Here is a 25,633-nt window from a genome sequence, read left to right on the forward strand (position 1 = left end):
AAAAAAAGGTCTCACGATTCAACTCGTAAGACCTTTTATCGTGGGCGCTGAGGGATTCGAACCCCCGACCCTCTGGGTGTAAACCAGATGCTCTGAACCAGCTGAGCTAAGCGCCCTTTTGAATGCGATTGGAAGTGTTACGGTTTTATCGGTGGGCGCTGAGGGATTCGAACCCCCGACCCTCTGGGTGTAAACCAGATGCTCTGAACCAGCTGAGCTAAGCGCCCGTACACTTCCTTTTCAAAAGCGATGCAAAGATATAGCTTTTTTTGAAACCCGCAAAGCATTCACCAACTTTTTTTCAATAAAAAAACAACAAAAACAAAAAACACACTGATTATCAACCACTAAAACAATAATCTTTTTTTTATGCCTTTTTGATTACTTTAGCCGGATTGCCTACAGCTATGCAATCATCGGGAATATTCTTCGTCACCACACTGCCCGCACCAATAACACAACGATCGCCAATAGTCACTCCCGGACAAATGACAGCTCCACCTCCAATCCAACAATCCTCGCCAATGGTTACAGGGTAAGCGGTCTCTTTAGGCTCGCGCCTTTCCTTATAATCCATCGGATGTTGCGGTGTATAGATCTGCACGCACGGCCCAATCAATGTATGAGCACCGATAGTGATCATACCGCCATCCAGAAAAGTACAATTGGCATTCACAAACACATGTTCGCCCAAGCTCACCCCATCGCCATGGTCACAATAAAAAGGTGAGCAAACGATAGTACTCTTAGGAATACCCGGGAGCAACTCCTCCAATAACTCGCGATAAGTTGTTTCATAGGTACTCATCACCCGCATACGTGCCAACAGACGTTGGGCACGTTCAAAACGTACCTGTATCTCGCCAACCGACATATCTGCCGGCAAACCGCTACGCATCTTTTCTACTTCAGTCATCCTTTATATTGTTTTTCCGTTTACAAACACAAACTTCTTCTCATCAGACAATGATTCATCAAATTCAAACCCTTCCCAGACGAATTGCTTCAATAGTTCCACATCTTCGATTCTCTCTTTTAAGATAAAGCGAGCCATCTCTCCTCTCGACATTTTGGTGTATACCACAACAGTAGCAAGTTTCCCTTTTTTCCAAACACGAAATTCGGGCGTAATAACCTTTACTTCCCTTTCCACACGCTTCCAATCAAACAAATCATGCATCTCATCGCTGGCCAGATAACACAATACTCCACCCACAGCCTTTATCTCTTCAATGAAAAGGTCGGTCAGCCTCTCTTTCCAATACGCAAACATCGTTTCATTACCCGGTTCAGGCAAGCGTACATCCCCCTCAAGTCTATATGGACGAATCACATCCATTGGACGTAAAAGGCCATAGCAAAACGAGGTTAACCGCAGATGATCCTGTGCATATTGAAAATCATCATCCGTAAAGTCTGTAGGCGCAAGTCGTTTAAACACAATACCCGTATAAGCGAATACGGCCGGGAGTTCGCATGTATCTTCGGCATGAAAAGCCTGATAACGACGATAGTTCTCGACAGCAATCTTCGAATTAACACGCAATAAACGCTCAAGCTCGTCAACTGTATATTGCGACATCTGGAAAGCAATCTCAGACGCTTCCTTTTCAAAAAGAGGAGTGCTAACAAAGGAAGAGTGAGCTCTGTAAGAACTAGCCATTGTTTTGGCACAAGATAAAAGTATCAGCATAGTAAGTCTTTAATTTTCGATAGTTTGCATAGCAAAAATAAACCATTTTATTCTATCTTTGCCACTATCTAACTAAAAACTATTAAAATCATGAAAAAGTTTTTTTATTTATCCACAATGGCACTCTGCTTTATGGCAATGGCAAGTTGCAGCAGCAAAACAAACACCAGCGGAAGCACCTCTTCCGACAGTACACAAGTAGTCGATATGCATACGGCAGAAACTTCTCTCGACTATTACGGAGAATACAAAGGAACTACTCCGGCTGCCGATTGCCCCGGCATTGAACACACACTGAGACTAAACAAAGATCACACCTTTACCCTCCAGATGATCTATCTAGAAAGAAAAGACGGTGAGTTCAACGAATCGGGAACTTTTAGTGTAGAAGGAAACATAGCTACGCTCACCACGAAAACAGGAGAAGAATCTTATTACAAAATAGAAGAAGGCCGTGTTGTTATGTTGAAAGCCGATAAGCAACCCGTTACAGGAGATCTGGCCGAGCATTATATTCTTAAACAAGAAAAAGTCTATTAATTGAGCCTCCTACACAAACGATGATAGATAAAAACGTATTTATCACGGGTGGTGCTCAAGGCATTGGCCGGGCTATTGTCAACGCATTTATCGCAGAAGGCGCTCAGGTAGCCTTCTGTGATAGTAATAAAACTGAAGGAGAAAAGCTTTCCGAGGAATCGGGTGCCACCTTCTTTCTAGTAGACGTCAGTCACAAAGAAGAGCTCGAGGCATGCATGAATCAGCTACTGTTCACTTGGGGAGACATTGATATTATTGTTAACAATGTAGGCGTTAGCCGTTTTTCACCCATCATTGAAACCAGTGTCGAGATGTTCGATGAAATTCTATCCATCAACCTGCGACCGGTATTTATCACCTCCCGTCTACTAGCCATACACCGGGCTAAACAAACGAAACCCCACCAACGTTCTTATGGAAGAATCATCAATATCAGTTCCACTCGTTACTTAATGAGCGAATCTGGCAGCGAAGGATATGCAGCATCCAAAGGAGGTATTTACGCTTTGACTCATGCATTGGCTATCTCATTAAGCGAATACCACATTACCGTCAATTCGATTGCTCCCGGCTGGATTGAGAACAATCACTACGAAGCACTAACACAACGCGACCACGATCAGCATCCTTCGCGCAGGGTAGGTAAGCCCGAAGACATTGCTCGTATGTGCCTCTTTCTTTGTCACGAAGAGAATAACTTCATCAATGGCGAGAATATTACAATCGATGGGGGAACCACCAAAAAGATGATTTATGAATAACTTTAAAGATCAAAGCAAAAGTATGAAAAAGAGTCTATTATTACTAACCGTTCTAATCCTCTTATTATGGGGCTGTAGCAGCAAAACAAGTAAAAAAGAAGAGTCTCCGCGAGCCACTAGCGAGGCATTGGTGGGCAACTACGTATCTGATGGATACGATAAACGCAGCGAAGGCTACGATTGGGTTGCCGTATCCATCACAGCACTAACCGACTCGACGGCTCACGTAGCTGTTCGCTCCCGTTCCGATATCAAAAAACCGACTTGCCGTTTTGATGCCGATGCCACCCTAGCAGGTAAAGACACACTGAAAGCCGTATATGAAGACAAAGGTATCTTGTTTACCTTAGCTGGCAACAAGCTGACCATTGCTGCCGAGAATGAAGCAGACAGCAACCTACTCTACTTCTTCTGTTCGGGTGGTGCTAGTCTGGCAGGCGAATACACTAAAATAGAAGGGGCATTGGACGAAAAACAGATTGACCAAAGAAGCTTTGATAAAGTACTATCGCTGCAAGACATCTCTTTTGATGTGACGGCTCAGAACAACGAACTTACCATTCAACCCATCGGACTGACAGTCGACAACAGCAAAGTAACACAAAACATCGAAGGTTACACAGTAACCAATGCCGAAATAGGCGACCTCAACGCCGACGGATATCCCGAAGTACTGGTCTATTTGAACTCAGTGGGTAGCGGCAGCTACGGCATGGTGATCGGCTATTCGGTTAATAATGGAAAGTCTATGAGCCAAATCTCTTTCCCAAGCATAACCGACAATCCCGAAGCAAGCAAAGGGTATATGGGACACGATGAATTTGCCATTGTCGAACTTTCCTTTTGTCAGCGCTTTCCTATATATAAGGAGAATGATACCAATGCAAATCCCACAGGTGGAACGCGCCAGATACAATATAAGCTGAAAGATGGCGAAGCAAGCAGAAAATTTGTGGTAGACAAGGTGATCTCTTATTAATGGCCTATTTCGCATGAGCTATCAATAGCTCCAATAAGTCGATTCTCCAAAAGAATGGTTCAGCGAAATACTTTTCCTAATGAGTGTTTCGCTGATTCCCTTAATGAAAGGCTGCTAACACCTTCTCTACACTTTTAGTTTACCTGCTTCATTCAGTTCCATTAAAAAGTCTGCCGGATATGCTTGCAATACATAGCCCCTTGGCAAAACATGAAGATTTCCTGACATACACTTCCTTATCTTTCTAGCATCTTGGGCCGATACGCCCTCATTGTTCGTTATTTCTACCAATAATCTATTTTAGTACGCCTTGTACGAAACATGCATCCAATAAATAAGCATTAAACTTCGAACCCACTATTTTCCCATCCTGATCTATCAAAATCGTATGGGGAACTCCCTGAAGTTTGTAAAACTCATCTAATACCGCTTTATCTTTTTGACAAACAAACTGCTTCCAAGGTGTATCCAATTGCCTTACTGCAGTTTCCCAAGCCTTTCTACTTACATCAATCGATACCCCGAGAATCATCACGTCTTTCTCTTTATGTTTCTCCAGCAACTTTTTCCAAGCCGGCATTTCAGCCTTACAAGGAGCACACCAAGAAGCCCAAATATCAACAAGCAAATACTTGCTTTGCCCAACATAGTCTGATAGTTTTTCTTCCTTGCCATCAATCGATATAAACGAGAAATCTTGATATAGCTGTCCTATCAACGAATTCAAACGGTCTTCCACTTCTGCTCTTTTTTTATAGTGTTTGAGTGCCTGCATTACTCTTTCTTGCTTCTTAAGAGTATCATCTGCCAATTCATAGAGAGAGTTAAAGTTCTTCAAAGTATACATACCCAAAGCTTGTTGTTCAAAAAGAGTGCGCCCAACAGCATTCCTGATATTGGACTTTATAAACGGATGTATATAGGCAAATTCCTTATTACTAAACAACTGAAAATCTGATTTATATAAATCACTTATTCGTAAGCATGAGTCTTTATACTGTTGATATAAATCGTTCAACTTCGTACCTCCAATACGGCATACCGAATCAAGGTTCATAGTAATATAACCACTTTCCAACACAACCTCACCAGTCAATACTTTGTTCGGGTAGTTACCTATGGAGACCAAAGAGATGTTATTTAGACAAGGAATCCCTTCAAAATAAAAAGCTCCGTCTTTAACCGTTGTAGTATCTACGCTACTTATCTCATTTATATCCAAACAACTAAAGGTAAATAGCATAATCGGCTTCCCATTAAGACTGGAATCTACCGTTCCTTGCAAATAAAACGAATTCGATTGTGCCAATGAGATCAGGCAACTTACTGACAGCATTACAAAAGAAAAAAATCTGTTCATACGGATATTTATTTAATCGATTTTAACAGAAAGAGACCATTCCTTGCCTGCTCACCAAAGTTTTGTATAGACTCTCTACCCCTTTCATACATATACGTCCTTATGCTATCGGTCTGTTCGCGTAGTTTAAGCATTTCATTATAACTAATCGAGCTTCCATCGATAAAACAGACGGGAATTGAATCACTCTGCTTCATTGACTTTTCAGAAAATAAAGCAGAACGATGAGAGGCTTCCATTGAACAAACCACATAAGAGAGAAAAAAATGAAGAATCAAAATTTCTTTTACTTTCATAAGGTATCATTTTATTATTTTTTACAAGTATCTGTTTTCTTAAATTCGTCCATCGAGATGCTATATAAACAGGACGATCGTTCAACACTTTCGGGATTCTCAAGATTCACTTTTCCTCCCAAAACATACAATTTGTTTTTTGCATAAAACATTCTGCCACCCTCAGTGGGCAGCTCTATCTGGAAGGCTTTAACTTGCCCTGTTTCCATATTGTACTCTTGAATGGTATTACTGCCCAAGATATAAATCATGTGCCCATCGGTTGCCACCGAAGCATAAGTCACCGGAAACTCTAGTTCGCCAACGGTTTTCCAAACTCCCCGCTCCACATCATAAGTATCAATGCTTTTCAAACTTACCCCATTATACCCTCCAAAGAGGTAAATGGTTTTCCCGATCACTATTCCATGTACTTCTTTTGCTGTTGGCATATCTGGAAGTTCATACCAGTAACCTGTTCTTAGATTGAACAGATGCGCTTTTTTTGAATACACCTTACGGTCGTTTTGGTACATGGCAATCGAACCACCCATCACAATGATGTTATCCCTGTATACAAAAGAAGAAAAATTCACCGCTTGATGCGGGTTAGTATGTTTCTCCACCAATAACTTACCGGTTTTCAAATCGAACATCTCTATTTTCTCATCTAAGTATTCTATCCTTTTACTAGTCGAGAATCGCTTACCACCCAAAATAAAGAGCTTGCCATCGTAATAGTGGGCGGCGTGGTAAGCACGCTTATCTAATTTAACCGCATTTTCTTCCCACGAATCGGTTTCTACGTCATATATATACAATCTATCACTATAGAACCATGTAGCCAGTTTAGAGGAAGGTTCATTCCCGTTGTTAGCAACAACCTGCACGTAAGAGGCATCTCCACCGGTAACATACAGCTTACCACCGTACAACGTGCTCCCAAATGATGATAAGCCATGGGGCATGGAAGCCATTTTCTCAAAACTTATAAACGATTTTAAGAGTGGCATTTTATCCTCAACGATAACCTCACCCAGTCTTTGAGTAGACGGAACAAGAAGAACCAGGTAATCATTGTCATGCAAGTTCTGTTTAGACAGTTTTTGAGTAAAATAACCGATGTGTGAAAAGGATATAGAATCTGCCGAGCCCTGTAAATCCGACTCAAGCAATATGTACTCGCCAGCTGCATTGGTAGCAGCCAATCCTCTGTTTGGCGTCAAATAAACATTCACTCCGATCAATGGTACATTTGTCTGTGCATCTAAGACCCGTCCTTTTATTTGAGCTGAAAGAGTGAGCCAAGAGCATAAAGCGATGGCTAGCATACAGAACAACTTCTTTGTAAAGTTAATCATATTTATTGGTATCTTTGGGTCAAAAACCATTCATGCCACACTTTAAGATTAACAACTGATTATTAGCAACATATCAACACTGTTGCAATATTACAAAACAAAAAGAGAATACACAACATCGCTAAGTTATTATTTTATAAAACATTTCAATCATCTATACACAGCACAGACGTAATAAATAACATTATCCATAAGTTAATTGCGTTAAAGATAAAAAACAACTCGTATCTGTAAGACCTAAGTTATTATTTACACCCTTCTGTGGATAGAGCCTTCCATTCCGTGCATCAGTAAAATCCATTATTTATTCATGCCAACTGAAGAGACAAATTTCTTTAAAATTGAAACATCATTAAGAATGATTTTAGCATTCTTAATAGTGCTAATAGCCAACTTATCTTCCAATGTGTCTTTTTCAAATTTAATCTTTACTTTATGACTGTATTGATTATCTGAAAGAGGGTATCTCTTTTCTATCACTCCATTTATCGTACTACCCTTACCTAAAGTCATTATAATTCTATTTCCTTGTTTCACTTTGTCATAATCTTCTATCGCAATTTCTGTAATGCCATAACAAATATGATTCTTCGGGATAATCATACACAGCAATCCCCCTTTATCAATATATGCTTGATTATTGGTATTCATTAAAATATCACCTGTGATCGGGCTTATTATCTTTTTTGTAGAACTTTTGCCAATAATATATCCAATGGTAGAACCTGTATGTATTGTTGCGAGTATGGAATCCGACAGAAAAAAACCAGCCTCAGATGAATGAATAAAATGGGCTTCCGGATAAGTTTTAATATCTACCTGTACAGAAATAGTTTCTCTATAAGGCACAAATATTGAAATAACAAATAAAATCACTAAGACAATACAAATAATCAAAGTTCCACTACGAACTAATGCAGAAGGTACTTGTCCTATAATATTCCGGACTTTCTCACTTCTAAGTTCTATCGATTTATCTTTTTTTTCCATATTAGCTCCCCAATTCTAACTGATTCTTAACCAACTCATAATACTTTCCTTGTCTTTTAGCAAGCTCCTCGTGTGAACCTACCTCGGCAATACATCCATCATCCAGTACTACAATCTGGTCAGCGTTCTTTACTGTGCTCAATCTGTGCGCGATTACGACAACTGTTTTATTTTTATAAAATTCTTCGAGATTTTCTACAATCATCCTTTCATTCTTTGCGTCTAAAGCATTAGTCGCTTCATCAAAGAACACAAAAGTAGGATTCTTATATACTACCCGTGCAATCAAGATACGTTGCCTTTGTCCTTGGCTGACTCCCTGCCCATCCTGCCCAATTTTAGTATTATACCCTAGTGGTAAGGCTTCTATATAATCCGCTATATTTGCAACACAAGCTGCATGACGCAATCTTTCCAAATCTATTTCATCCTCTGAGATTGCAATATTACGCGCAATGGTATCTGAAAACAGGTAGCCGTCCTGCATGACTGCTCCGCAAGTCATACGCCACCACGAAAGGTTTACTTCTTCAAATGCTGTAGAACCAATATTGATTTTCCCTTCGTCTGGCATATAATACCCCAATAGTAATTTCAGAAGTGTAGTTTTTCCACTACCACTAGCACCTACAATTGCAGTTACTTTATTTTTAGGTATCTCAAGAAATATATTATTGAGTACATAAAAGGGGAGTGCCCCGTCATATTTGAAACAAAGGTTCTCTATTCTGATCGAAGACTCCAGAGGTAAGCTATTGACAGAGCGGTTTTTGTTCTCTTCATTATCCAACGAATGAATTTCATTCACCCTATCCAGACTGATACTAACATCCTGCCATTGGTAGATAAAACTCATAATTTGTTCAACCGGAGAATTCAACTGACCGATTATATATTGAATCGCAAGCATCATACCCAATGTTAAGTTCCCATTGATTACCGCTGTTGCCGCTAATACTGTGACAAAAATATTTTTTAATTCATTTATAAAAACACCTCCGGCTTCTTGTGTTTGTCTTAAATTTAGTGATTGTATATTTACATCAAACAAATCAGCTTGTATGTCTTCCCATTCCCAGCGTTTATGTTGTTCACATCCCTGTAGTTTGATCTCCTGCATACCGGTTATCAGCTGGTACACAACATTTCGGTTAATGCCCTCCTTTTCAAACACTTTATAATCTAATGTCCGCCTTTTTTTAAGAAACACCATGATCCATATACCATATAGGATACTCCCGGCAAGAAATACCGTAAATATTGGTGTGTTATATACAAACAAAACAACAGAGAAAATGATAAACGTAAAGGCTGAGAACAACACATTGATCGTCTGGTTTGTAAGAAAATTCTCTATGCGCCGATGGTCTTCAATACGTTGCAACAAATCACCCGTAAGTTTGGTATCGAAAAATTTCATGGGTAATTTCATCAGTTTAATGAAAAAATCCGAGATAAGTGAAACGTTGATGCGTACACTGATATGCAGGAGTATTTTACGACGGATAAAATCGATGGCTGTACGGCTGAAAAGAAGCATCATTTGAGCCATAAGTATTAGCCAGATAAAATGAATATCTTTTCCTTGTATACCTGTATCAACGACAGCTTGTGTCAAAAAAGGAAAGATAAGTTGTAGCAAACTACCAATTAATAGTCCCAGTATTAACTGCCCGAAAAAACGACTATACTTTAATAGGTATTTGGCTAAAAAGCGGAAACGGCCTTCAGACGAAATGCTATTCCCTTCCTGTTCATAAAATAAATGAGTAGGTTCTAAAAGAAGAATAATCCCTTTTTCTTCATCGTTCGTTCTTGTGCTTGCCCAATGTTCACAGAACTCTTTTTGGGTATAAGTCAGTAAGCCCTTTCCCGGATCAGCGATATGAATAATGTATTCACCTCGTTTCTTTTTAATACCATACAGAACGATAAAATGTTCCTGATTCCAATGGACGATATAGGGAAAAGCTGCTTTTTTAATCAGGTTATCGAATGTAGTCCTGCCGGCAACAGTATGAAATCCAATTATTTCGGCAGCTTTACTGATTCCAAGCAAGGACACACCGTCCCGACCGATAAAAGATTTGTTTCTCAAATGCTCCAACGTATAATTTTTACCATAATACTTCGCGACCATGCAAAGACAGGCCGGGCCGCAATCCATCGCATCAGGCTGTTTTATGAAGGGGAATGTCATAGGCTATTTTCTCTAGTTGTCAAAATCTGAAAAATACGCTAGCCAGAAAATTTCGCGGACGTATTTTGTATTCTTTATTCATACTTGTTAAACCATCGTACACTGTGTACCCGTATTTATCCTGATTAAATATATTTTTCACGGAAAGATTCAGTTCCCATCCGCCGGCAAAACTATAGGTAAACTCTGCGTCGGCAAGGAAAAGATGTTTGGAGACATTGTTTGGCATCTTATTGTAGTAGTGTTCTCCCCTAAGTTGTATATGATATTTTTCTCCGGGAATAAAATTACAGGATAATACCTGTGAAATACTTTCGGATGACGACTTAAAATCCGTGTCTTTCACATCCAAACGGTTACTCTCATAGTTGAATTCATACGAAAAGTTGCACCATTTAGCAATTTTTGAATTGATCTTAGGAGTAATATTCCATATCTTCGATGAATAAGGTGTATTAATCCCGTTTTGGAGTATGGAGCCATTATAACCCATGTATGATGAGCGTATTGATACCATTCCGTTAATAAGATCCAACCCCTTGCTAACACTACCGTTCAGCATCCACACATCCGAGTTATTGTTCTGGGGCATAAATGTATTCAATATGTAATCACCTATAAAAGAACGGTTTGAAGTACGTTTGGTTTCGTTCCATGACCGGATCACACCTGCATTGGCAAAAAAAGCACTTAAGGGCTTCTTATAAGTGACATTCAAACTTGTAGTTTTTTGATTTGCAGTATTATAGTCTATAAGTCCACGGGAAAAGTTCCGGTAATTTTGCAATAATAGTCCACTGTAAAATTGCTGTTCTTCCACAGGACTTTGTGCCAACCTGCCCGACACCGAAGCAGATAGGCGGGAGGTAAAATGATAACGTATGTAAAGGCTCGGGGATAGAAGAAATTTAGTATCAGAATCTTTTAATTCCTGAATCTTATCGTGATAACGGTATGGGGCAAGTGAAACCGGCATATTGAATTTCGCCTCAAGCCCGCCTTTTTTATACTCCAATTCCGGCGATACATATAAATTGATGTAATTCATTGATAAATCATTATTCATTATGCCAAGTGTATCGGGTACGCCGGTCAACTCGCTTTCCATTGAACGAAACACACCGATAATTCCCATCTTTATTGCTATAGTTACGGGCTTGACAAAGAAAGCCATTGATGTATTGGTATTCGTGTAAAACGCAGAAGAGCTAACATTCTGTTTCAGTATTTTACCCTCCCTTGTTACATTTAAATACTGTGGCTTGAATTGATATAAGTTGTAGGAGTTCAACGTATATGTTTTGTTACCGGATCGTTTTAACATTTCCAGATCATTAGAGAATCGATGGTGAGGGACAGATGCAGATTGGGTATTGGGGTATGTCCCCGTAATGCCCATATCAATATCATCCCATAGCAAATCTGCATTCAGCTTGTTCTTTAAGTAATAGGCAGACGTATTTGCCGTTAATACGAGATCTGCCGATAAGCAGTTTTGTTTAGAGGTCGTCGATTCTCCTATATCCGTTACAATCGTCGATTCTTTCAGGTAATAAGTGGTTTTTGAGAAATTATCGGAATTCACCCTGTTATTTGTATAAGATATCTGGGAAGTCAAATCGTAGTTTTTACTCAAGCCCCAAAGGTTATTTGTACTTACCATGTGGGATTTATTAAAACGAACCCGGTTGGCATCTATATCCGTCAGGTTTTCGGGGCGCACATTAATGTAGTTTTCCAAACGGTAATTTTTTGAGAACTGATTCATAATCTCATCTATGGAAAAGGTTTTTGTTTCTTGTGTGACGTCTATTCCCGTATTATTGGTTTTATAAGCATTCAGCGATTGTGTCTTAGCTGTGAAGCGCATCACAAATAATTCCGCACTCCAGAGAAACGGTTCAAAACCGGCACCTACTTTGGCTGTTCCTACCCAGCGTGCTTTAGCATCTTCTTTCAACCGGATATTAATGGCCGGATTTTGAGAGAATGAGATGTCTTCCAACGCTTTTATCGGTTGATGGTTTTCCATCACTTCAACGCTTCCCACATCTTGCTGATGCACATTATTGGTTGCCAAGCCATATTGCCCTCCTAACAGATCCTTCCCTTCAATATAAAATTTATTAATAGCCACCCCGTTGTATTTTATTGCCCCACTTTTTTCAATCTCGATACCCGGCATTTTCTTCAGCACATCAGCTAATGACTTATCCTGGACATCGGCAAAACTGGAGACCATATAAGAAATCGTATCTCCTCGTTGACGAATACCGGGGGCTTTAACAATGACTTCTTTTAATTCAGTAACTTGTTCCGATAACCGGACATCATATAGGGAACGGTTACCGGACACCCCAATTGTCTGTGATGCATATCCCATCATGGAGAAGTGTAAAGTATGGTTTTCGAGAAAAGATGCAAGTTTTATCTCATATTTCCCATCCTGTGATGTTTGGGCATATTTTACAATTTTACTCTCTCCGATAGGGCGTACTGTAACCAACACATTGAATAGAGGGATACCTGTTGATTTATCAGTAACTTTTCCCGATAAGACGACTTGCTGGGCTTCTATATATAATGTACAGAAGAAAAAGACAGCAGTCAACAACCATTTTAAAGATATGTTCATATGTTCTTATATTGTAGATTTTAGCAGAATGCCTAGATCCGTCAGTAAAAAAGGAATATCCCTAAGAGAATATTCTTTAGGAAATACACGGTTATTTATCCAAATAGAGGGTACTTTTTCGGCTTTTAATTTATCATTGTTTCTCAGATGTTCGGAGAAAAGATGAATGGTTTCTTCAGGAATATTATCCAGAGGATAGATTTTGAACAGCTTACTAATAGACTGTATTTTAAACCATTTTTTAATGATATTTAACCGAACTCCGGTGTTACCATTTTGCCTGAAAAGGTCAAAAAGATAAAGTTGTGGCTTATTCAGGTTATCATATTCAGGAGCTATCATACCGTCTAACCTGATATGCCATTGGATAAATGAAGGATAGGTTTCCAGTAAATTGATTATCTCAACTGCGATATTTTTACAAGGATTGCATATCGGGTTTAGAAGAGTAGTAATAGTTACCGGAGCTTCCTCATATCCAATGGTCAGACTGTCATTCATCTGTTGCGGTATGATTTTCTGCCCGCTAAAAACAGCTGAGATTATAAGAGGAGTCCTTTTTAATTGCAAGGCAGATTTGCTTGTATTGAAAACCTTTGCTTGATTTTCCACAATACGCTTCATTAGAAACAGAACTCCTATACTAATGAAGAATGAGAAAAAAAGCGTTCGGGCTACCAAAACAAGGTCTCCGGAAAAGATTTTAATTGGAAAGAAAAAGAAAAGTATCACCTCAAATATAAGGGTAAACATCGTACCCAGACACAGTAGACACCATTTTTTTACGACGATCTTTTGATAAAATATAGAAAATAAGATGAAAGGAGTGCTGCAAACGGATAAATAGAATAAAAGTTGTAGAACAGGAATCATGATGCCGGAAAAAGGAGCGATACATAATAGAATAATTCCCATCGAAAAATAGACAAATCCTATATCAGCCAATGCGACGTTATTAAATAGTTTAGAGACTTTGGACTCAACCACCTTTGTACAGTCAAATGCATCACCCGCGTGACAAAATGTGTCAAAAACAGAATAAGCTCCTTTCGACTTCTGCATAAGCAAACCAACAGTAAACCAAATTCCTACTATTTTTAGTCCTAATAAGGTACTAAAGAATAGAAACGATTGTAGAGGAAGCGGATTTATTACAAGCGTTCCAAAAACGAAGCATAAGGTAGCCAATACAATACCATATTCAGTCAGCCTACTTACAGGTTTATGAAAGATGTTATTCTCTGTTTTCTCTGACAGGACAATAATGCCATCCCATAATGTACAAAAATCATCCTTGGCGATCTTTATTTCTTTGTTGAGAAAAGCATCGTAATAAGTGACTTCTATTTCAGAAACTATATTGACCAATATAAACCGGTCTGTGCTATCTTCTTTGATATGGGCTATAGCAGGTGTTGTTGCTTTTGTGAGGGCAGTATAATCCGCCCGGTATGCAGTTGTCTTTAATCCAAAATAGGTACATGCCTGTACGATGGATAGTATGGATGGAAAAGATGGGGCTGACTGCAACACCAACTGCAACTCTTTGGGATCACATTTAATACCCATAAGTTGTAAGTGTCGCAGAACCAGCGGAACAAAATAGTTGTTTAATTCCATCATCCTGATTTATTTATAATCCAATTCTATCAGATCGTATTGAATTACTTTTTGTGAATTATTCTTTCCCAGATCAATTCCGGTTTCCAATTCTATATATCCGTAAATATCGAGTAAATAACGCTTTTGAGCTTTCAAGAAATCTCTCCGGCTTGTTCTCTCGAACTTTTTATTACCTGTATTCGATTTACTGAAAATAATAGGTTCTCCCTCTACCTTTTCCAATCCATTTATAAAATAATGGTATTGTTTCTGTTTATCATAAACCTCCAGGATTAATCCGGGTAAACCGCCAAATTTCCACGGGCCATCACTGATCGGTATATCAGTTGAAAACCAAGCGGTCCACTGTCTGCCCCGAAAGTTACATACTGCTTTTTGACAGGAATAATCCATAATGGTTTTGACGCTATCTGATATCTGCCAGTTTTGTGCATTTAATTCATCTTCATAGATGTAGTCTTGGGTAGATATACCATCCGTTACTGTCATCTTTCCTTGCGGATAGTTTTTGTAGACATAAGTTCTCATACGTTTGTAAGGAAACCCGCCTTGAGGGATGCCTCCTTTTGCATCTGCTATAGCTTTTTTTAAAAGCTGACGCCTTATTTCTGATCCATCTTTAGCCTGACTCAACGAATCACTCTGAAAAGTGTAATAACTATAACACTTAGAAAGAGTCTTTCCTATCTGAAGATATAGCAAATCTTTACTTTGAATATTGTTGAGTGTATCTTTTAGATAAGTATGCGTATAACTACATTTTAGAGATGCTTCCCCAAGTACCTGTTGAGCTTTGCCATATACAAAACTAATTCCAATAGCCACTAACATAACAATCATTTTATGCATTTCACCCAGTTTTTATAACACAAAAAGTCAAGCATAGAATACCTATTTATAATCCAATTCAATCAGGTCATAGCGCATCACTTTTTGTGGGCTATTGCTTCCCAAGTCAATCCCAGTTTCCAATTCTATATATCCACTCATATCCATTAGATAACGTTTTTGAGCTTTCAAGAAATCCTTTCTATTTGTTTTCTCAAACTTCTTACTTCCCACGTATGTTTGGCTGAACACGATAGGCTCTTTCTCCACTTTCTGTAACCCTATCATAGTGAAATAATATTGCTGTTTTAGGTCATATACTTCCATTATTAATCCCGGTAAACCGCCGAACTTCCACGGCCCATCGCTGACAGGAATATTGGGCGCAAACCATGCAATCCACTGTCTGCCTCGAAAAGTACATTCCGCTTTTTGACAAGGATAATCCAAAATAGTTTTTATACTATCAGAAATCTGCCAGTCTTGCGCATTCAACTCATCCTCATAAATGTAATCCTGCAATGAAAGCCCGTCCGTCACTGTCATTTTTCTTTGCGGATAGTTTTTATAAACGTAGGTTTTCATCCGTTTATGAGGATAATCATTGGTATTAATCTTTTTTTTCGAGAATGCATTATTAAGATGTTCTCGCATTATCTCATAATAATTTGGCATAGCCAGTATGGAGTCAACCTGATTGCTGTAGTGACTATAGCATTTGCTTATTGTGGTTCCTATTTGAAGAATAAGTAAATCATCATTTTTTTTCTGTGATAATGTATCTTTTGTATATAAAAACCTGTATTGACACTTTATGTGAGCGTTGTCCAGTCTTTTTTGACTATATAAATCATGAAAACCAAACCATACTATCACTATGAATAAGTAATATTTCATATTTTGAAAAAGTTTAATAAAAGAGGATGCATCATTTCGACACATCCCCTCAAACTATTTTAACGACAATGCTTGTTATAGCCATGACGAGCCCCTTCCATTGCACCTTCACTTAAATCGTTGCTCATTACAATATTAATCAAAGTTTGGCAATACTCTTCTTTTGAAACTCCACCTTTGATTTCATTCATTTCTTGTAAATTCAATACTTCTAACATAGTTGTATAATTTAAATCCATCTGCATAAAGAAGATAGAAAGTTAACAATAAGTTTTTTTTGTTTAGTTTCATATAGCTCGACAGCTACATCTCCTTACTCATATTATTGTATTTTCAGAAGACTTCCGATAACTACAGAATCTAAACCCGTTAGAAATTAGAGCTACCGTGTTTTAGTCTTTTTGCGTTGCCTTTTCTTATTCAATTTAATGATACATCGTGTTGATTGGTCTCATCGGAAAAATCGCTCTCCTGGCAAGGGAGGGCTTTTTATCTGGAATTCAAACCATACGTATGGTCTGCAAAAAAATACAAACGATTTTAGATACTACTTAAAAACATCAATCACAATCACCTAAAAATCAGACAAATAAAATCGACATAAATCATATTTTCAGATGTAAGCACGTTCTTTCGTAGCCTCTAGCCAAGCTTCTGAAAGTTCCGAACCAAGAGAAGCTACACCCAACATTAAAAAATCGCAAAATATCCATACATAAAACCTCCTGTTAAATCTTTAAATTCTATTTTATAATCTCCATGAACAGAATCAACAAGGGATATAGATGAAAAAGACTGTTGCCAGCATGAATAAACTCATCATATATCACACCGAATTTGGTTATTATCTGTATAGAAACATCGCTAGAAAGTGATGTGAGCTCAATATTAAGTAAGTTGTTTTCAGAAATAGATGCAATGATCGGCATTACTGGAAGTGACCTATTCGTTGTATTCTCAAAACTTCTTTTCAATTCTACATTAATACAGTTATCTGGTGAACAAACTGACACTGTAGCAAAATCAACCATACTATATAACGCAAAGATGCGCAAAGGTATCAATAACAAAATGGTTAATACAAAAATAAAGTGTTTCATAATGCATGTCCTTTTAAAGTTTGGTTAAACAAAGATAGCGTCTTTAAAGCAATAAAATCAAAAAAGAAGCTGGACAAATAACAAAAACATAAATAACTGGCAATCTAACTATTAGCAAAAAAAGCCTATAAAAAAGGTGGACAAATGAGACTATAAAGCGAGCTAAAACTAAAGATTAAGAATCAGTTTATCAAAAGGTGTTGAGCTATCAAAACCAATTTTAGCCCTTAATCGCTGTTTCCTCTTGACAAGCGCATCCATGGTAACACCCAAAAACAATGTTTGATTGGATTGCTTAACCCCTATAAGAACCAGATAACAAAGACATAATTCAATATCAGAAAAGGCTTCCTTCGCCGGAAGCCTCTTTCGCAAAGAGCCACCTTGTATTAAATCAATAAGGTCAAAGAAAGAGCACCAATCCTCTGATGTTAACTGGTCGCACGCACTGTAATTAGGCTCGGTTAATACCAAAATAAGGATATGCAAAGCACTGTGGTAATTTAAATTTTTATCCGGATCGGAAATCTTGAGAAGAGATAGCGCATGCTTCATTTGCTTGTTAGCATGGAAAAGATTCCGATTATTGTTAATATATATTTCAGTTTGAGATTGAAGTTGCTCTATTTGAATCTTTAACTCACAAACTCGCTTCTCTTCTTTCTGCAATTCAATAGAGCTACCATCGACCGACTGCTGCAACGCACTTATTTTCTGCAAAGCAACCTTACGCGCATCAAGCAATTGCTTTATTTGATACTCATTTTCATTCACTTGTCGCGCAAAAGTTCTCTCTTTATTACCTCTTATACGCTTCTCCCGACGATAGAGGCAATACACAAAGACGAATAGACCGATGAGTATCAAAATCGCACTAAGACTCAGTACTGTAGTATAAAGTTTCGCATTATACAACAGTAGGTTTTCCTTCAACAAGCGTTCATTTTTGTATTTTTCTTCGATTTCCTTCATTTCAGAAGATAATCGGATGTTAGTCAAGGAGTCTGACACTATTTCATATTGACGGCTATAAGGCAAATTGAAGTCACGAACTTCTAAATCCCGCAGCTTTTTATAAGCTGCCAACCGTGTATAAGGCTGGAAACTTTTAGTTGCTTTCAGTAAATAGAACTCAGCCTGCTGATATGAATTATTACTAAGATAATAGCTGCCTAAATTAAAGTAAATCGGATACTTATCACTTACGGAAGATAATGATTGAAGTAACACCTTCTCTACATTATCTGATTTTCCCATGCGCCAGAGAGCACCTGTCCACTCAGCATTGATACCCGAATACTTCTTATGGTCATTCAATTGAAGTGCTACATCAATAGCATCCTGATAATAAAAGGACGCACTATCTAAAGATCCTTTTAAAAGATAGCATCTACCCACATCACGTAGTGCATAAGGTAGCATAGAAGAATCGCCTAATAACCTGAACAAAGATAAAGACTCCCTGTTCAGTCGCAGTGCATCTTGATACAAATCTTGATACAGATACAATCGAGCCAACTGCGCACGTGACAATGCTCGGTATTTATAATCTTCGGTGGCATCAAGCACCTTTTTTGCTCTTTGAAAACAGCGCTGGGCTTCGACCACCTTTTTCGCCTCACTATAGAAACGCCCCCAATAGAAAAAGGCTTTACCCTTATTCAAAGACTCAGCCTGCCGCTCGTAATAACTTACTGACACCTTTATCAATGAGTCGGTTGTTATAGGCAGATTTTTCTTATCCATAGCCTGAGTCAGCAACAAGCAATAATCTGCTTGCTGTCGACTAGAAAGCACTTTAGGATCGTAAATCTTCTTGAGAAGCAATAACGCACTATCCGGATAGGTTTCTATACAAGATGCTGCTTGAGACAACCAAAAGCGATCTCCTTTGTTGTTTTGACAACCGGCCATCACAATCAACAACAGCCATAAAATAATGTACTTTAGTCTTTTCATATTTCACTTAGATTAAGCTTACCCAGAAAATGTCGTGTGTCATTGGTCTATCCCATACAATTAAGTATAAATAACAAGCACTTTATCCAAATAAAGTTGCCATTCACCTGTCTGTTGCAATATTACAAAAAGATCGGGAATATATCTTGTTGACAATGGCTTTTTTTCTATTCGTTCCAGTAAACCATCCTCGCAAACATCAATACTGCTTTTTAAATTTCACTTCATTTTCAAAGACAGTCCACTCATCTAAGAACCTTATCATTAAAAGATTACAAATAGTTAAATGATATAATTTATAACAGACTCACCTTAAAGAGCACTTATTTGGCTTCAACAACATCCCCATGTTTCATCCAACAACATCCGCATGTTATATACAACAACATCCCCATGTTGTACAAGCAAAAGATATATGTTCATGCCACAAGCATACACCCATCATGCACTCCAAGACAAGAATAACCGCAAGTGTACCTAATGCAGAAGCCCGAACACTCATTACTGAATGTTCGGGCTTCTTGTATTTACAGTATGTAAAAAAGCAATTACTTATACTCCTGCCAGCTCTTGATTTGGATATCCTCCTGCTTCAACTCGCAGAATGCTTCGATGAAGGCACTTGCCAGACGAGCATTGGTAATCAATGGAATATTATGATCGATGGCTCCGCGACGAATCTTGTAGCCATTCGTCAGTTCACGTTTCGAGTGATTCTTCGGAATATTCACGATCAGGTCGAATTTATGATCGGCAATCATCTGCATCACGTTGTCTTCCGAACCGGGCTTCTCATCGGGCCAGTACACCGGATGTGCAGTTACCCCATGTGCGTTAAGGAAAGCAGCGGTTCCGGCAGTGGCATGAATCTTATATCCCTTGGCAAACAACATGCGGCTGGCTTCGAGCAGATCGACTTTCGACTTCATTGCGCCCGAAGAGAACATCACACCTTTCTCGGGAATCTTGAAGCCGGTAGCAATCATTGCATTGAGCAGTGCTTCGGAGAAGTCGTCGCCAATACAACCTACCTCGCCGGTAGAAGACATATCGACACCTAGTACAGGGTCGGCTTTGTGCAAGCGTGAGAAAGAGAATTGCGAAGCTTTTACGCCGATCCAGTCAATATCAAATGCTGACTTATCGGGGCGGGTATACGGTGCATCGAGCATGATGCGAGTAGCTGTTTCGATGAAGTTGCGCTTCAGTACCTTCGATACGAATGGGAAGCTACGCGATGCGCGCAAGTTACACTCAATGACCTTTACTTCGTTGTTACGCGCCAGGAACTGAATGTTGAACGGACCCGAGATGTTTAATTCTTTGGCAATCTCGCGACTGATTCTCTTGATGCGACGAGCCGTAGCAAAATAGATTTTCTGCGCGGGGAACACCAACGTAGCATCGCCCGAGTGTACGCCGGCAAACTCTACGTGTTCGGAAATAGCGTATTCGATCACCTCGCCGTTTTGAGCCACTGCATCGAACTCGATCTCTTTGGTGTTTTCGAGGAACTGAGAAACCACTACAGGGAATTCTTTAGATACCTCGGCAGCCATACGCAAGAAGTTTTCCAGCTCCTCGTCGTCGTAGCAAACATTCATGGCAGCACCCGAAAGCACGTACGACGGACGAACCAAGACGGGATAGCCTACTTTCTCGACAAAACCTTTCACCTCGTCTAAGCTGGTAAGTTCCATCCAAGCGGGTTGGTCGATGCCCAACTGATCGAGCATAGCCGAGAACTTATTGCGATTCTCTGCACGGTCGATAGAGAGTGGAGAGGTTCCCAATACAGGCACCGACTGGCGATACAGCTTCATGGCCATGTTGTTGGGGATTTGTCCGCCTACGGATACGATCACACCACGGGGTTGTTCGAGGTCGATCACATCGAGCACACGCTCGAACGATAGTTCGTCGAAGTAAAGGCGGTCGCACATATCATAATCGGTCGATACCGTTTCGGGATTGTAGTTGATCATGATCGATTTGTATCCCAGCTTACGAGCCGTTTGCACAGCGTTGACCGAACACCAGTCGAATTCTACCGACGAACCGATGCGGTAAGCACCCGATCCGAGTACAACGACCGATTTTTCGTTCTTGTAGTAGTTTACATCGTAACCCTCGGTAGCATAGGTCATGTAGAGGTAGTTAGTCAGTTCGGGATGTTCGGAAGCGATGGTGTTGATGCGTTTCACTGCGGGCAGGATGTTCAACTCTTTGCGACGGGCACGTACCATCAGGTTTTCTTTCTCCATATTACCTTCGGGGTTAAGTACGAAGCGGGCAATCTGGAAGTCGGAGAAACCAAGTATTTTGGCTTCGCGCAATACATCGGCAGGAATCTCCTCTACCTTGTTGTATTGCGAGAGCTTATTTTTATAATCGACAATGTTCTGCAATTTGCCTAAGAACCAAGGATCGATCTTAGTTAGCTGATGAATGCGGTCGATGCTGTATCCCGCCTCCATGGCTGAAGCAATGGCAAACACACGCAGGTCGGTAGGACAAGAGAGTTCCTTGTCGAGATCGTCGAATACAAGATCGTCATTGCCCACGAAACCGTGCATGCCTTGGCCAATCATACGCAATCCTTTCTGAATAATCTCTTCGAAGGAGCGACCGATAGACATGATTTCGCCTACCGACTTCATGCTCGAACCAATCTCGCGCGATACACCGGCAAACTTAGTCAAATCCCAACGGGGAATCTTACAGATATAGTAATCGAGTTGTGGAGCGGCATAAGCGGAGTTGGTAGTACCCATCTCGCCAATCTGATCGAGGGTATAGCCCAAAGCCACCTTGGCAGCTACGAACGCCAACGGATAGCCGGTTGCTTTGGATGCCAAGGCAGACGAACGGCTCAGACGAGCATTGACCTCAATCACACGATAGTCATCGGTTTCGGAGTTGAACGCGTACTGAATGTTACATTCGCCCACAATGCCTAGGTGACGGATACATTTCGTAGACAATTCTTTCAACAGGGTCAACTCTACATCATCGAGCGAGCAGGTAGGAGCAACTACAATAGACTCTCCGGTGTGAATACCCAACGGATCGAAATTCTCCATGCTTGCCACCGTAAAACAGTGGTCGTTGGCATCGCGAATCACTTCGAATTCGATTTCTTTCCATCCCTTCAACGACTCTTCGACCAGGATCTGCTTTGAGAAAGCAAAAGAACTTTCGGCCAATGCCAGGAATTCTTCTTTGTTCTCGCAGATACCACTACCCAATCCGCCCAAGGCATAAGCCGAGCGAACCATAACCGGGAAGCCGATACGTTCGGCAGCAGCAATGGCATCGGCCATGGTCTCTACCGCTTGACTGACGGGAGTCTTCATGTCAATTTCATCAAGCTTCTTCACAAAAAGGTCGCGATCTTCGGTGTACATGATAGCCTCCACCGAGGTACCCAACACCTTCACACCATATTTATCAAGAATGCCTTGCATGTAGAGTTCCGTACCACAGTTCAACGCCGTTTGTCCACCAAAGGCCAACAAGATACCATCCGGACGTTCTTTCTTGATAATCTCCTCCACAAAATAGGTATTAACGGGAAGGAAATAAACCTTATCAGCAATTCCTTCGGAAGTCTGAATGGTTGCGATGTTCGGATTGACCAATACCGAACTGATACCTTCTTCTTTCAAGGCTTTCAGTGCCTGCGAACCAGAGTAGTCAAACTCTCCGGCTTGTCCTATCTTAAGTGCTCCTGAACCTAAGACAAGGACTTTTTTCATTTCCTTTTCCATTTCTTCTTTTATATATTATAATAAGTGGTTGTTTTCGTATACACACAAAAAAAATGCGTTACCCTTAAAAAGGACTAACGCATTACCAAAGAACAAAATATCGTTTTTGGGAAATAGGGGAAGAAGCCAGCAGATTCGGGATGAAAGACATCCGATTGAAGATAATACCGACTTCTGATTTCCTGTTGATTCATTGCTACTTTAAAATTTGTGCAAAGTAAAGACTTATTTTGAACATAGCAAAGATATTCGAATCATTTTGTGTAATTTTGCACGAAATTATTAACGAACAGAATTTTTATGGAAACAGTTGTTAGTGGAATTCGCCCGACAGGCAATTTGCATTTGGGCAATTATTTTGGAGCAGTGAAAAGTTTTCTGCAAATGCAGAACGAATATAATTGTTATTTCTTTATTGCCGACTGGCACTCTTTAACGACACGCCCCAAACCTGAAAACATAGTGAACAGTGCACGCACCATTCTGACCGAATACCTGGCTTGCGGAATAGACCCCGATAAAGCCACTATCTATATACAGAGCGATGTGAAAGAGGTGCTCGAACTGTACCTCTACTTGAATATGAATGCTTATCTGGGAGAGATGGAGCGTTGTACCACCTTCAAAGAGAAAGCACGCAAGCAACCCGATAATGTAAATGCAGGTTTGCTGACGTATCCGACACTGATGGCTGCCGACATTCTGATTCATAAAGCGGTCAAAGTACCGGTAGGCAAGGATCAGGAGCAGAATATGGAAATGGCTCGCAAGTTTGCCCGTCGCTTTAATACGGTATACGGGGTAGACTTCTTCCCGGAACCGGCCTCTTTCTCGCTGGCTGCCAAAGCAGTTAAAATACCCGGATTGGATGGATCGGGCAAGATGGGAAAATCTGAAGGAAACTGTATTTACCTGATGGATGATGCAGAAACCATTCGTAAGAAAGTGATGAAAGCAGTGACCGATGCAGGTCCTACCGCTCCTAATAGCGAGAAACCGGAGGTGATACAAAACCTCTTCACGTTTCTTGATATTGTATCGTCAAAAGAGACCTACGACTTCTTCAACGAAAAGTGGAACGATTGCTCTATCCGCTACGGAGACTTGAAGAAACAGTTAGCTGTAGATATTGCCGCCTTCAATGCTCCGATACGCGAGCGCATTGTTGAGTACTCGGCCAACACGGAATGGTTGGACAAGATTGCCCGCCAAGGTGCCGAGAAAGCACATGAGAGTGCAGCCAAAACGATCAAAGAAGTACGCGAAATCATCGGTTTCCGCACATACTAAAAGAGATTCGGAAATTTTAAAAAAGAGAGAGGGTTCACTTCGCAATGAAGTGAACCCTCTTTTTCTCAGATTATAGTGTCTACTTATCAGTTAGCAGATTCAACCAATACAACGCGGTTCAAGTAAACCGGTTTACCGAATTTATCTACACCACCACCTGCATCAACTTTCAAGCGGTTAGCAGCAATTCCGTATTTCTTAACCAATACATCAACAACAGCTTGTGCACGTTTCATACTCAACTCTTTGTTGAAAGCAGGAGTACCTGTTGCAGAGTCGGCATATCCGTATACTGTGTAAGTCATGTCGGGGAATTCGTTCATTCTATCGGCCAAGAACTTAATGTTCATCTCTTCGCGAGGAGAAAGTGCTGCCGAACCGATCGTAAAGAATACAGTACGAGGAGCAATATTGGCATCAACAGTTACATTCTCTTGTTCTACAACTGCAGTAGGCTTGTTTTGTGCATCGGCCAGTTGTTGTTGCAAGCTCAGGTTAGCAGCTGCCATCTGATTCATCATCTGACGCATATTGCTAAGTTCAAGCTCGGAGATAATTTGTGGTACAGGACGATTGAATCCACGAGCAGGGAAACGATAGGTCAAACCAAGTGTTGCACTGACAACTCCGTCGAAATCGTGCTTGCCAATAGGTTCGCCATCAAATTTGCTTTCGGTACCCATAGCGCTCAACTCTAGGTTAAGGTCAAGAGCACTCGACAAGCGGAAACGGTTAATCAAACCTACATTTACAGCAAATGCTTCACGCTCTGGAGAGGTGTAGTTATGAACAAAACCTGCACCCAAATAAGGAATGATTTCGTATACACGTTGTGAGTTGTATCCTCCAAATAAGGCATTGAGGTTAAACATTACATCACCGTGAAGATTCATGTAATCAAACTTCTGCTTGTAATAACCATCGCCAATAACACCACCTGTTACATAAGGAGCTGTTTTGTTATAGGTATAGCCTTTTGCTTGTAATCCGCTATACTGTAAACGTAAACCAAGACCCGGAGTAAACCATTTGCCAACGGCAACATTTAATGTGGGGCTAATACGATCTGTAAACTTACCAGCATGATCTTCGTGACCGAACAAAACAGAAGCACCACCACCAAGAGAAATAAACCAATTATCCCAGAATGGATTGGTTATCACTTGATATTTATCCTTCACTTGGATAACTTCAACTTCGGTAACAGTAGCCTGCTGCGCAGCTGCAGCAGAAGCAACGCCGGCAAACGCCAGCAGCATTAAAATTTTTTTCATATACCTAAAATAGTTAAGTTGTTATTATGTCTTTTACTATTGTAACTGTTTAAATAACACGAGCTACACTAAAAGGTTCTGAAAATATTAAAAAAAAT

Annotated in this window: 19 protein-coding genes, 2 tRNA genes and 1 pseudogene; 4 read left to right on the forward strand and 18 right to left on the reverse strand. The window is 40.0% G+C overall.

What is annotated here, in order from left to right; all coding sequences use genetic code 11:
- Nucleotides 1-41: 41 nt before the first annotated feature.
- The 4 genes from TY03_RS19830 to yaaA all read right to left on the reverse strand — a co-directional run bounded on the left by TY03_RS19830 (nt 42) and on the right by yaaA (nt 1,693).
- Nucleotides 42-116 (reverse strand) — tRNA-Val (locus tag TY03_RS19830).
- 36 nt (nt 117-152) lie between these two features.
- Nucleotides 153-227 (reverse strand) — tRNA-Val (locus TY03_RS19835).
- A gap of 140 nt (nt 228-367) precedes the next feature.
- Nucleotides 368-916 carry a sugar O-acetyltransferase gene (locus TY03_RS19840; protein WP_042373182.1) on the reverse strand — a complete coding sequence of 183 codons (549 nt, stop codon included), beginning with the start codon at nt 914-916 and terminating at the stop codon, nt 368-370.
- A gap of 3 nt (nt 917-919) precedes the next feature.
- Entirely contained in the window at nt 920-1,693 is a 774-nt protein-coding gene (yaaA, locus tag TY03_RS19845; protein ID WP_042373184.1) for a peroxide stress protein YaaA, read from the reverse strand.
- A gap of 90 nt (nt 1,694-1,783) precedes the next feature.
- Here yaaA and TY03_RS19850 point away from each other — a divergent pair, with 90 nt between their 5' ends.
- The 3 genes and pseudogenes from TY03_RS19850 to TY03_RS19860 all read left to right on the forward strand — a co-directional run bounded on the left by TY03_RS19850 (nt 1,784) and on the right by TY03_RS19860 (nt 3,973).
- Nucleotides 1,784-2,233, forward strand: coding sequence for a copper resistance protein NlpE (locus TY03_RS19850; RefSeq protein WP_042373185.1), 450 nt, complete (start codon nt 1,784-1,786; stop codon nt 2,231-2,233).
- Between the two features lie 29 nt (nt 2,234-2,262).
- A pseudogene (locus TY03_RS19855) lies at nt 2,263-2,994 on the forward strand (SDR family NAD(P)-dependent oxidoreductase); the annotation flags it as partial.
- On the forward strand, nt 2,987-3,973 hold the full coding sequence (locus TY03_RS19860; RefSeq protein WP_148335734.1) for a PliI family lysozyme inhibitor of I-type lysozyme: 987 nt from the start codon (nt 2,987-2,989) through the stop codon (nt 3,971-3,973). The pseudogene TY03_RS19855 and the gene TY03_RS19860, both read left to right, overlap by 8 nt.
- 295 nt (nt 3,974-4,268) lie before the next feature.
- Here TY03_RS19860 and TY03_RS19865 read toward each other — a convergent pair whose 3' ends face one another.
- The 13 genes from TY03_RS19865 to carB form a co-directional block, all read right to left on the reverse strand.
- Nucleotides 4,269-5,333, reverse strand: a complete 1,065-nt coding sequence (locus tag TY03_RS19865; RefSeq protein WP_081713138.1) for a TlpA disulfide reductase family protein — start codon at nt 5,331-5,333, stop codon at nt 4,269-4,271.
- Between the two features lie 8 nt (nt 5,334-5,341).
- Nucleotides 5,342-5,629 carry a hypothetical protein gene (locus TY03_RS19870; protein ID WP_148335735.1) on the reverse strand — a complete coding sequence of 96 codons (288 nt, stop codon included), beginning with the start codon at nt 5,627-5,629 and terminating at the stop codon, nt 5,342-5,344.
- A 14-nt stretch (nt 5,630-5,643) separates the two neighbouring features.
- The gene (locus TY03_RS19875; RefSeq protein ID WP_042373189.1) at nt 5,644-6,969 is read right to left on the reverse strand and encodes a Kelch repeat-containing protein; all 1,326 of its coding nucleotides are present in this window, start codon (nt 6,967-6,969) and stop codon (nt 5,644-5,646) included.
- Between the two features lie 300 nt (nt 6,970-7,269).
- Nucleotides 7,270-7,959 (reverse strand): hypothetical protein, encoded by a 690-nt coding sequence (locus TY03_RS21655; RefSeq protein WP_052332572.1) that lies wholly within the window; start codon nt 7,957-7,959, stop codon nt 7,270-7,272.
- A 1-nt stretch (nt 7,960) separates the two neighbouring features.
- A complete protein-coding gene (locus tag TY03_RS19885) occupies nt 7,961-10,159 on the reverse strand; it encodes a peptidase domain-containing ABC transporter (protein ID WP_042373190.1) in 2,199 nt (732 codons plus the stop codon).
- A 19-nt stretch (nt 10,160-10,178) separates the two neighbouring features.
- Nucleotides 10,179-12,794, reverse strand: a complete 2,616-nt coding sequence (locus tag TY03_RS19890; protein ID WP_042373192.1) for a carboxypeptidase-like regulatory domain-containing protein — start codon at nt 12,792-12,794, stop codon at nt 10,179-10,181.
- 6 nt (nt 12,795-12,800) lie between these two features.
- On the reverse strand, nt 12,801-14,417 hold the full coding sequence (locus TY03_RS19895; protein WP_081713140.1) for a vitamin K epoxide reductase family protein: 1,617 nt from the start codon (nt 14,415-14,417) through the stop codon (nt 12,801-12,803).
- A 6-nt stretch (nt 14,418-14,423) separates the two neighbouring features.
- Nucleotides 14,424-15,266: a GLPGLI family protein gene (locus TY03_RS19900; RefSeq protein WP_081713141.1), complete on the reverse strand. Its 843-nt coding sequence runs from the start codon at nt 15,264-15,266 to the stop codon at nt 14,424-14,426.
- Nucleotides 15,267-15,308: 42 nt separating this feature from the next.
- Nucleotides 15,309-16,142 carry a GLPGLI family protein gene (locus tag TY03_RS19905; protein ID WP_187374017.1) on the reverse strand — a complete coding sequence of 278 codons (834 nt, stop codon included), beginning with the start codon at nt 16,140-16,142 and terminating at the stop codon, nt 15,309-15,311.
- Between the two features lie 59 nt (nt 16,143-16,201).
- Entirely contained in the window at nt 16,202-16,360 is a 159-nt protein-coding gene (locus tag TY03_RS19910) for a hypothetical protein (protein WP_154663611.1), read from the reverse strand.
- A 525-nt stretch (nt 16,361-16,885) separates the two neighbouring features.
- On the reverse strand, nt 16,886-17,242 hold the full coding sequence (locus TY03_RS23235) for a DUF3244 domain-containing protein (protein WP_074434215.1): 357 nt from the start codon (nt 17,240-17,242) through the stop codon (nt 16,886-16,888).
- A gap of 168 nt (nt 17,243-17,410) precedes the next feature.
- Nucleotides 17,411-19,201, reverse strand: coding sequence for a tetratricopeptide repeat protein (locus TY03_RS19925; RefSeq protein ID WP_042373205.1), 1,791 nt, complete (start codon nt 19,199-19,201; stop codon nt 17,411-17,413).
- 548 nt (nt 19,202-19,749) lie between these two features.
- The gene (gene carB / locus TY03_RS19930; protein WP_042373207.1) at nt 19,750-22,971 is read right to left on the reverse strand and encodes a carbamoyl-phosphate synthase (glutamine-hydrolyzing) large subunit; all 3,222 of its coding nucleotides are present in this window, start codon (nt 22,969-22,971) and stop codon (nt 19,750-19,752) included.
- A gap of 300 nt (nt 22,972-23,271) precedes the next feature.
- Between carB and trpS the strand changes: the two genes are divergently transcribed.
- Nucleotides 23,272-24,261 carry a tryptophan--tRNA ligase gene (trpS, locus tag TY03_RS19935; RefSeq protein WP_042373209.1) on the forward strand — a complete coding sequence of 330 codons (990 nt, stop codon included), beginning with the start codon at nt 23,272-23,274 and terminating at the stop codon, nt 24,259-24,261.
- A gap of 86 nt (nt 24,262-24,347) precedes the next feature.
- On the opposite strand, the gene TY03_RS19940 is transcribed toward trpS, so the two are convergent.
- On the reverse strand, nt 24,348-25,535 hold the full coding sequence (locus TY03_RS19940) for an OmpA family protein (protein WP_042373211.1): 1,188 nt from the start codon (nt 25,533-25,535) through the stop codon (nt 24,348-24,350).
- Nucleotides 25,536-25,633: the final 98 nt, after the last annotated feature.

This window comes from Bacteroides neonati (genome assembly GCF_000499785.1).
Classification (GTDB): domain Bacteria; phylum Bacteroidota; class Bacteroidia; order Bacteroidales; family Bacteroidaceae; genus Bacteroides; species Bacteroides neonati.

Coding starts and splice junctions, on each gene's coding strand:
- TY03_RS19840 (WP_042373182.1), bottom strand. CDS start 916: ATGACTGAAGTAGAAAAGATGCGTAGCGGTTTGCCGGCAGATATGTCG.
- yaaA (WP_042373184.1), bottom strand. CDS start 1,693: ATGCTGATACTTTTATCTTGTGCCAAAACAATGGCTAGTTCTTACAGA.
- TY03_RS19850 (WP_042373185.1), top strand. CDS start 1,784: ATGAAAAAGTTTTTTTATTTATCCACAATGGCACTCTGCTTTATGGCA.
- TY03_RS19860 (WP_148335734.1), top strand. CDS start 2,987: ATGAATAACTTTAAAGATCAAAGCAAAAGTATGAAAAAGAGTCTATTA.
- TY03_RS19865 (WP_081713138.1), bottom strand. CDS start 5,333: ATGAACAGATTTTTTTCTTTTGTAATGCTGTCAGTAAGTTGCCTGATC.
- TY03_RS19870 (WP_148335735.1), bottom strand. CDS start 5,629: ATGAAAGTAAAAGAAATTTTGATTCTTCATTTTTTTCTCTCTTATGTG.
- TY03_RS19875 (WP_042373189.1), bottom strand. CDS start 6,969: ATGATTAACTTTACAAAGAAGTTGTTCTGTATGCTAGCCATCGCTTTA.
- TY03_RS21655 (WP_052332572.1), bottom strand. CDS start 7,959: ATGGAAAAAAAAGATAAATCGATAGAACTTAGAAGTGAGAAAGTCCGG.
- TY03_RS19885 (WP_042373190.1), bottom strand. CDS start 10,159: ATGACATTCCCCTTCATAAAACAGCCTGATGCGATGGATTGCGGCCCG.
- TY03_RS19890 (WP_042373192.1), bottom strand. CDS start 12,794: ATGAACATATCTTTAAAATGGTTGTTGACTGCTGTCTTTTTCTTCTGT.
- TY03_RS19895 (WP_081713140.1), bottom strand. CDS start 14,417: ATGATGGAATTAAACAACTATTTTGTTCCGCTGGTTCTGCGACACTTA.
- TY03_RS19900 (WP_081713141.1), bottom strand. CDS start 15,266: ATGCATAAAATGATTGTTATGTTAGTGGCTATTGGAATTAGTTTTGTA.
- TY03_RS19905 (WP_187374017.1), bottom strand. CDS start 16,142: ATGAAATATTACTTATTCATAGTGATAGTATGGTTTGGTTTTCATGAT.
- TY03_RS19910 (WP_154663611.1), bottom strand. CDS start 16,360: ATGTTAGAAGTATTGAATTTACAAGAAATGAATGAAATCAAAGGTGGA.
- TY03_RS23235 (WP_074434215.1), bottom strand. CDS start 17,242: ATGAAACACTTTATTTTTGTATTAACCATTTTGTTATTGATACCTTTG.
- TY03_RS19925 (WP_042373205.1), bottom strand. CDS start 19,201: ATGAAAAGACTAAAGTACATTATTTTATGGCTGTTGTTGATTGTGATG.
- carB (WP_042373207.1), bottom strand. CDS start 22,971: ATGGAAAAGGAAATGAAAAAAGTCCTTGTCTTAGGTTCAGGAGCACTT.
- trpS (WP_042373209.1), top strand. CDS start 23,272: ATGGAAACAGTTGTTAGTGGAATTCGCCCGACAGGCAATTTGCATTTG.
- TY03_RS19940 (WP_042373211.1), bottom strand. CDS start 25,535: ATGAAAAAAATTTTAATGCTGCTGGCGTTTGCCGGCGTTGCTTCTGCT.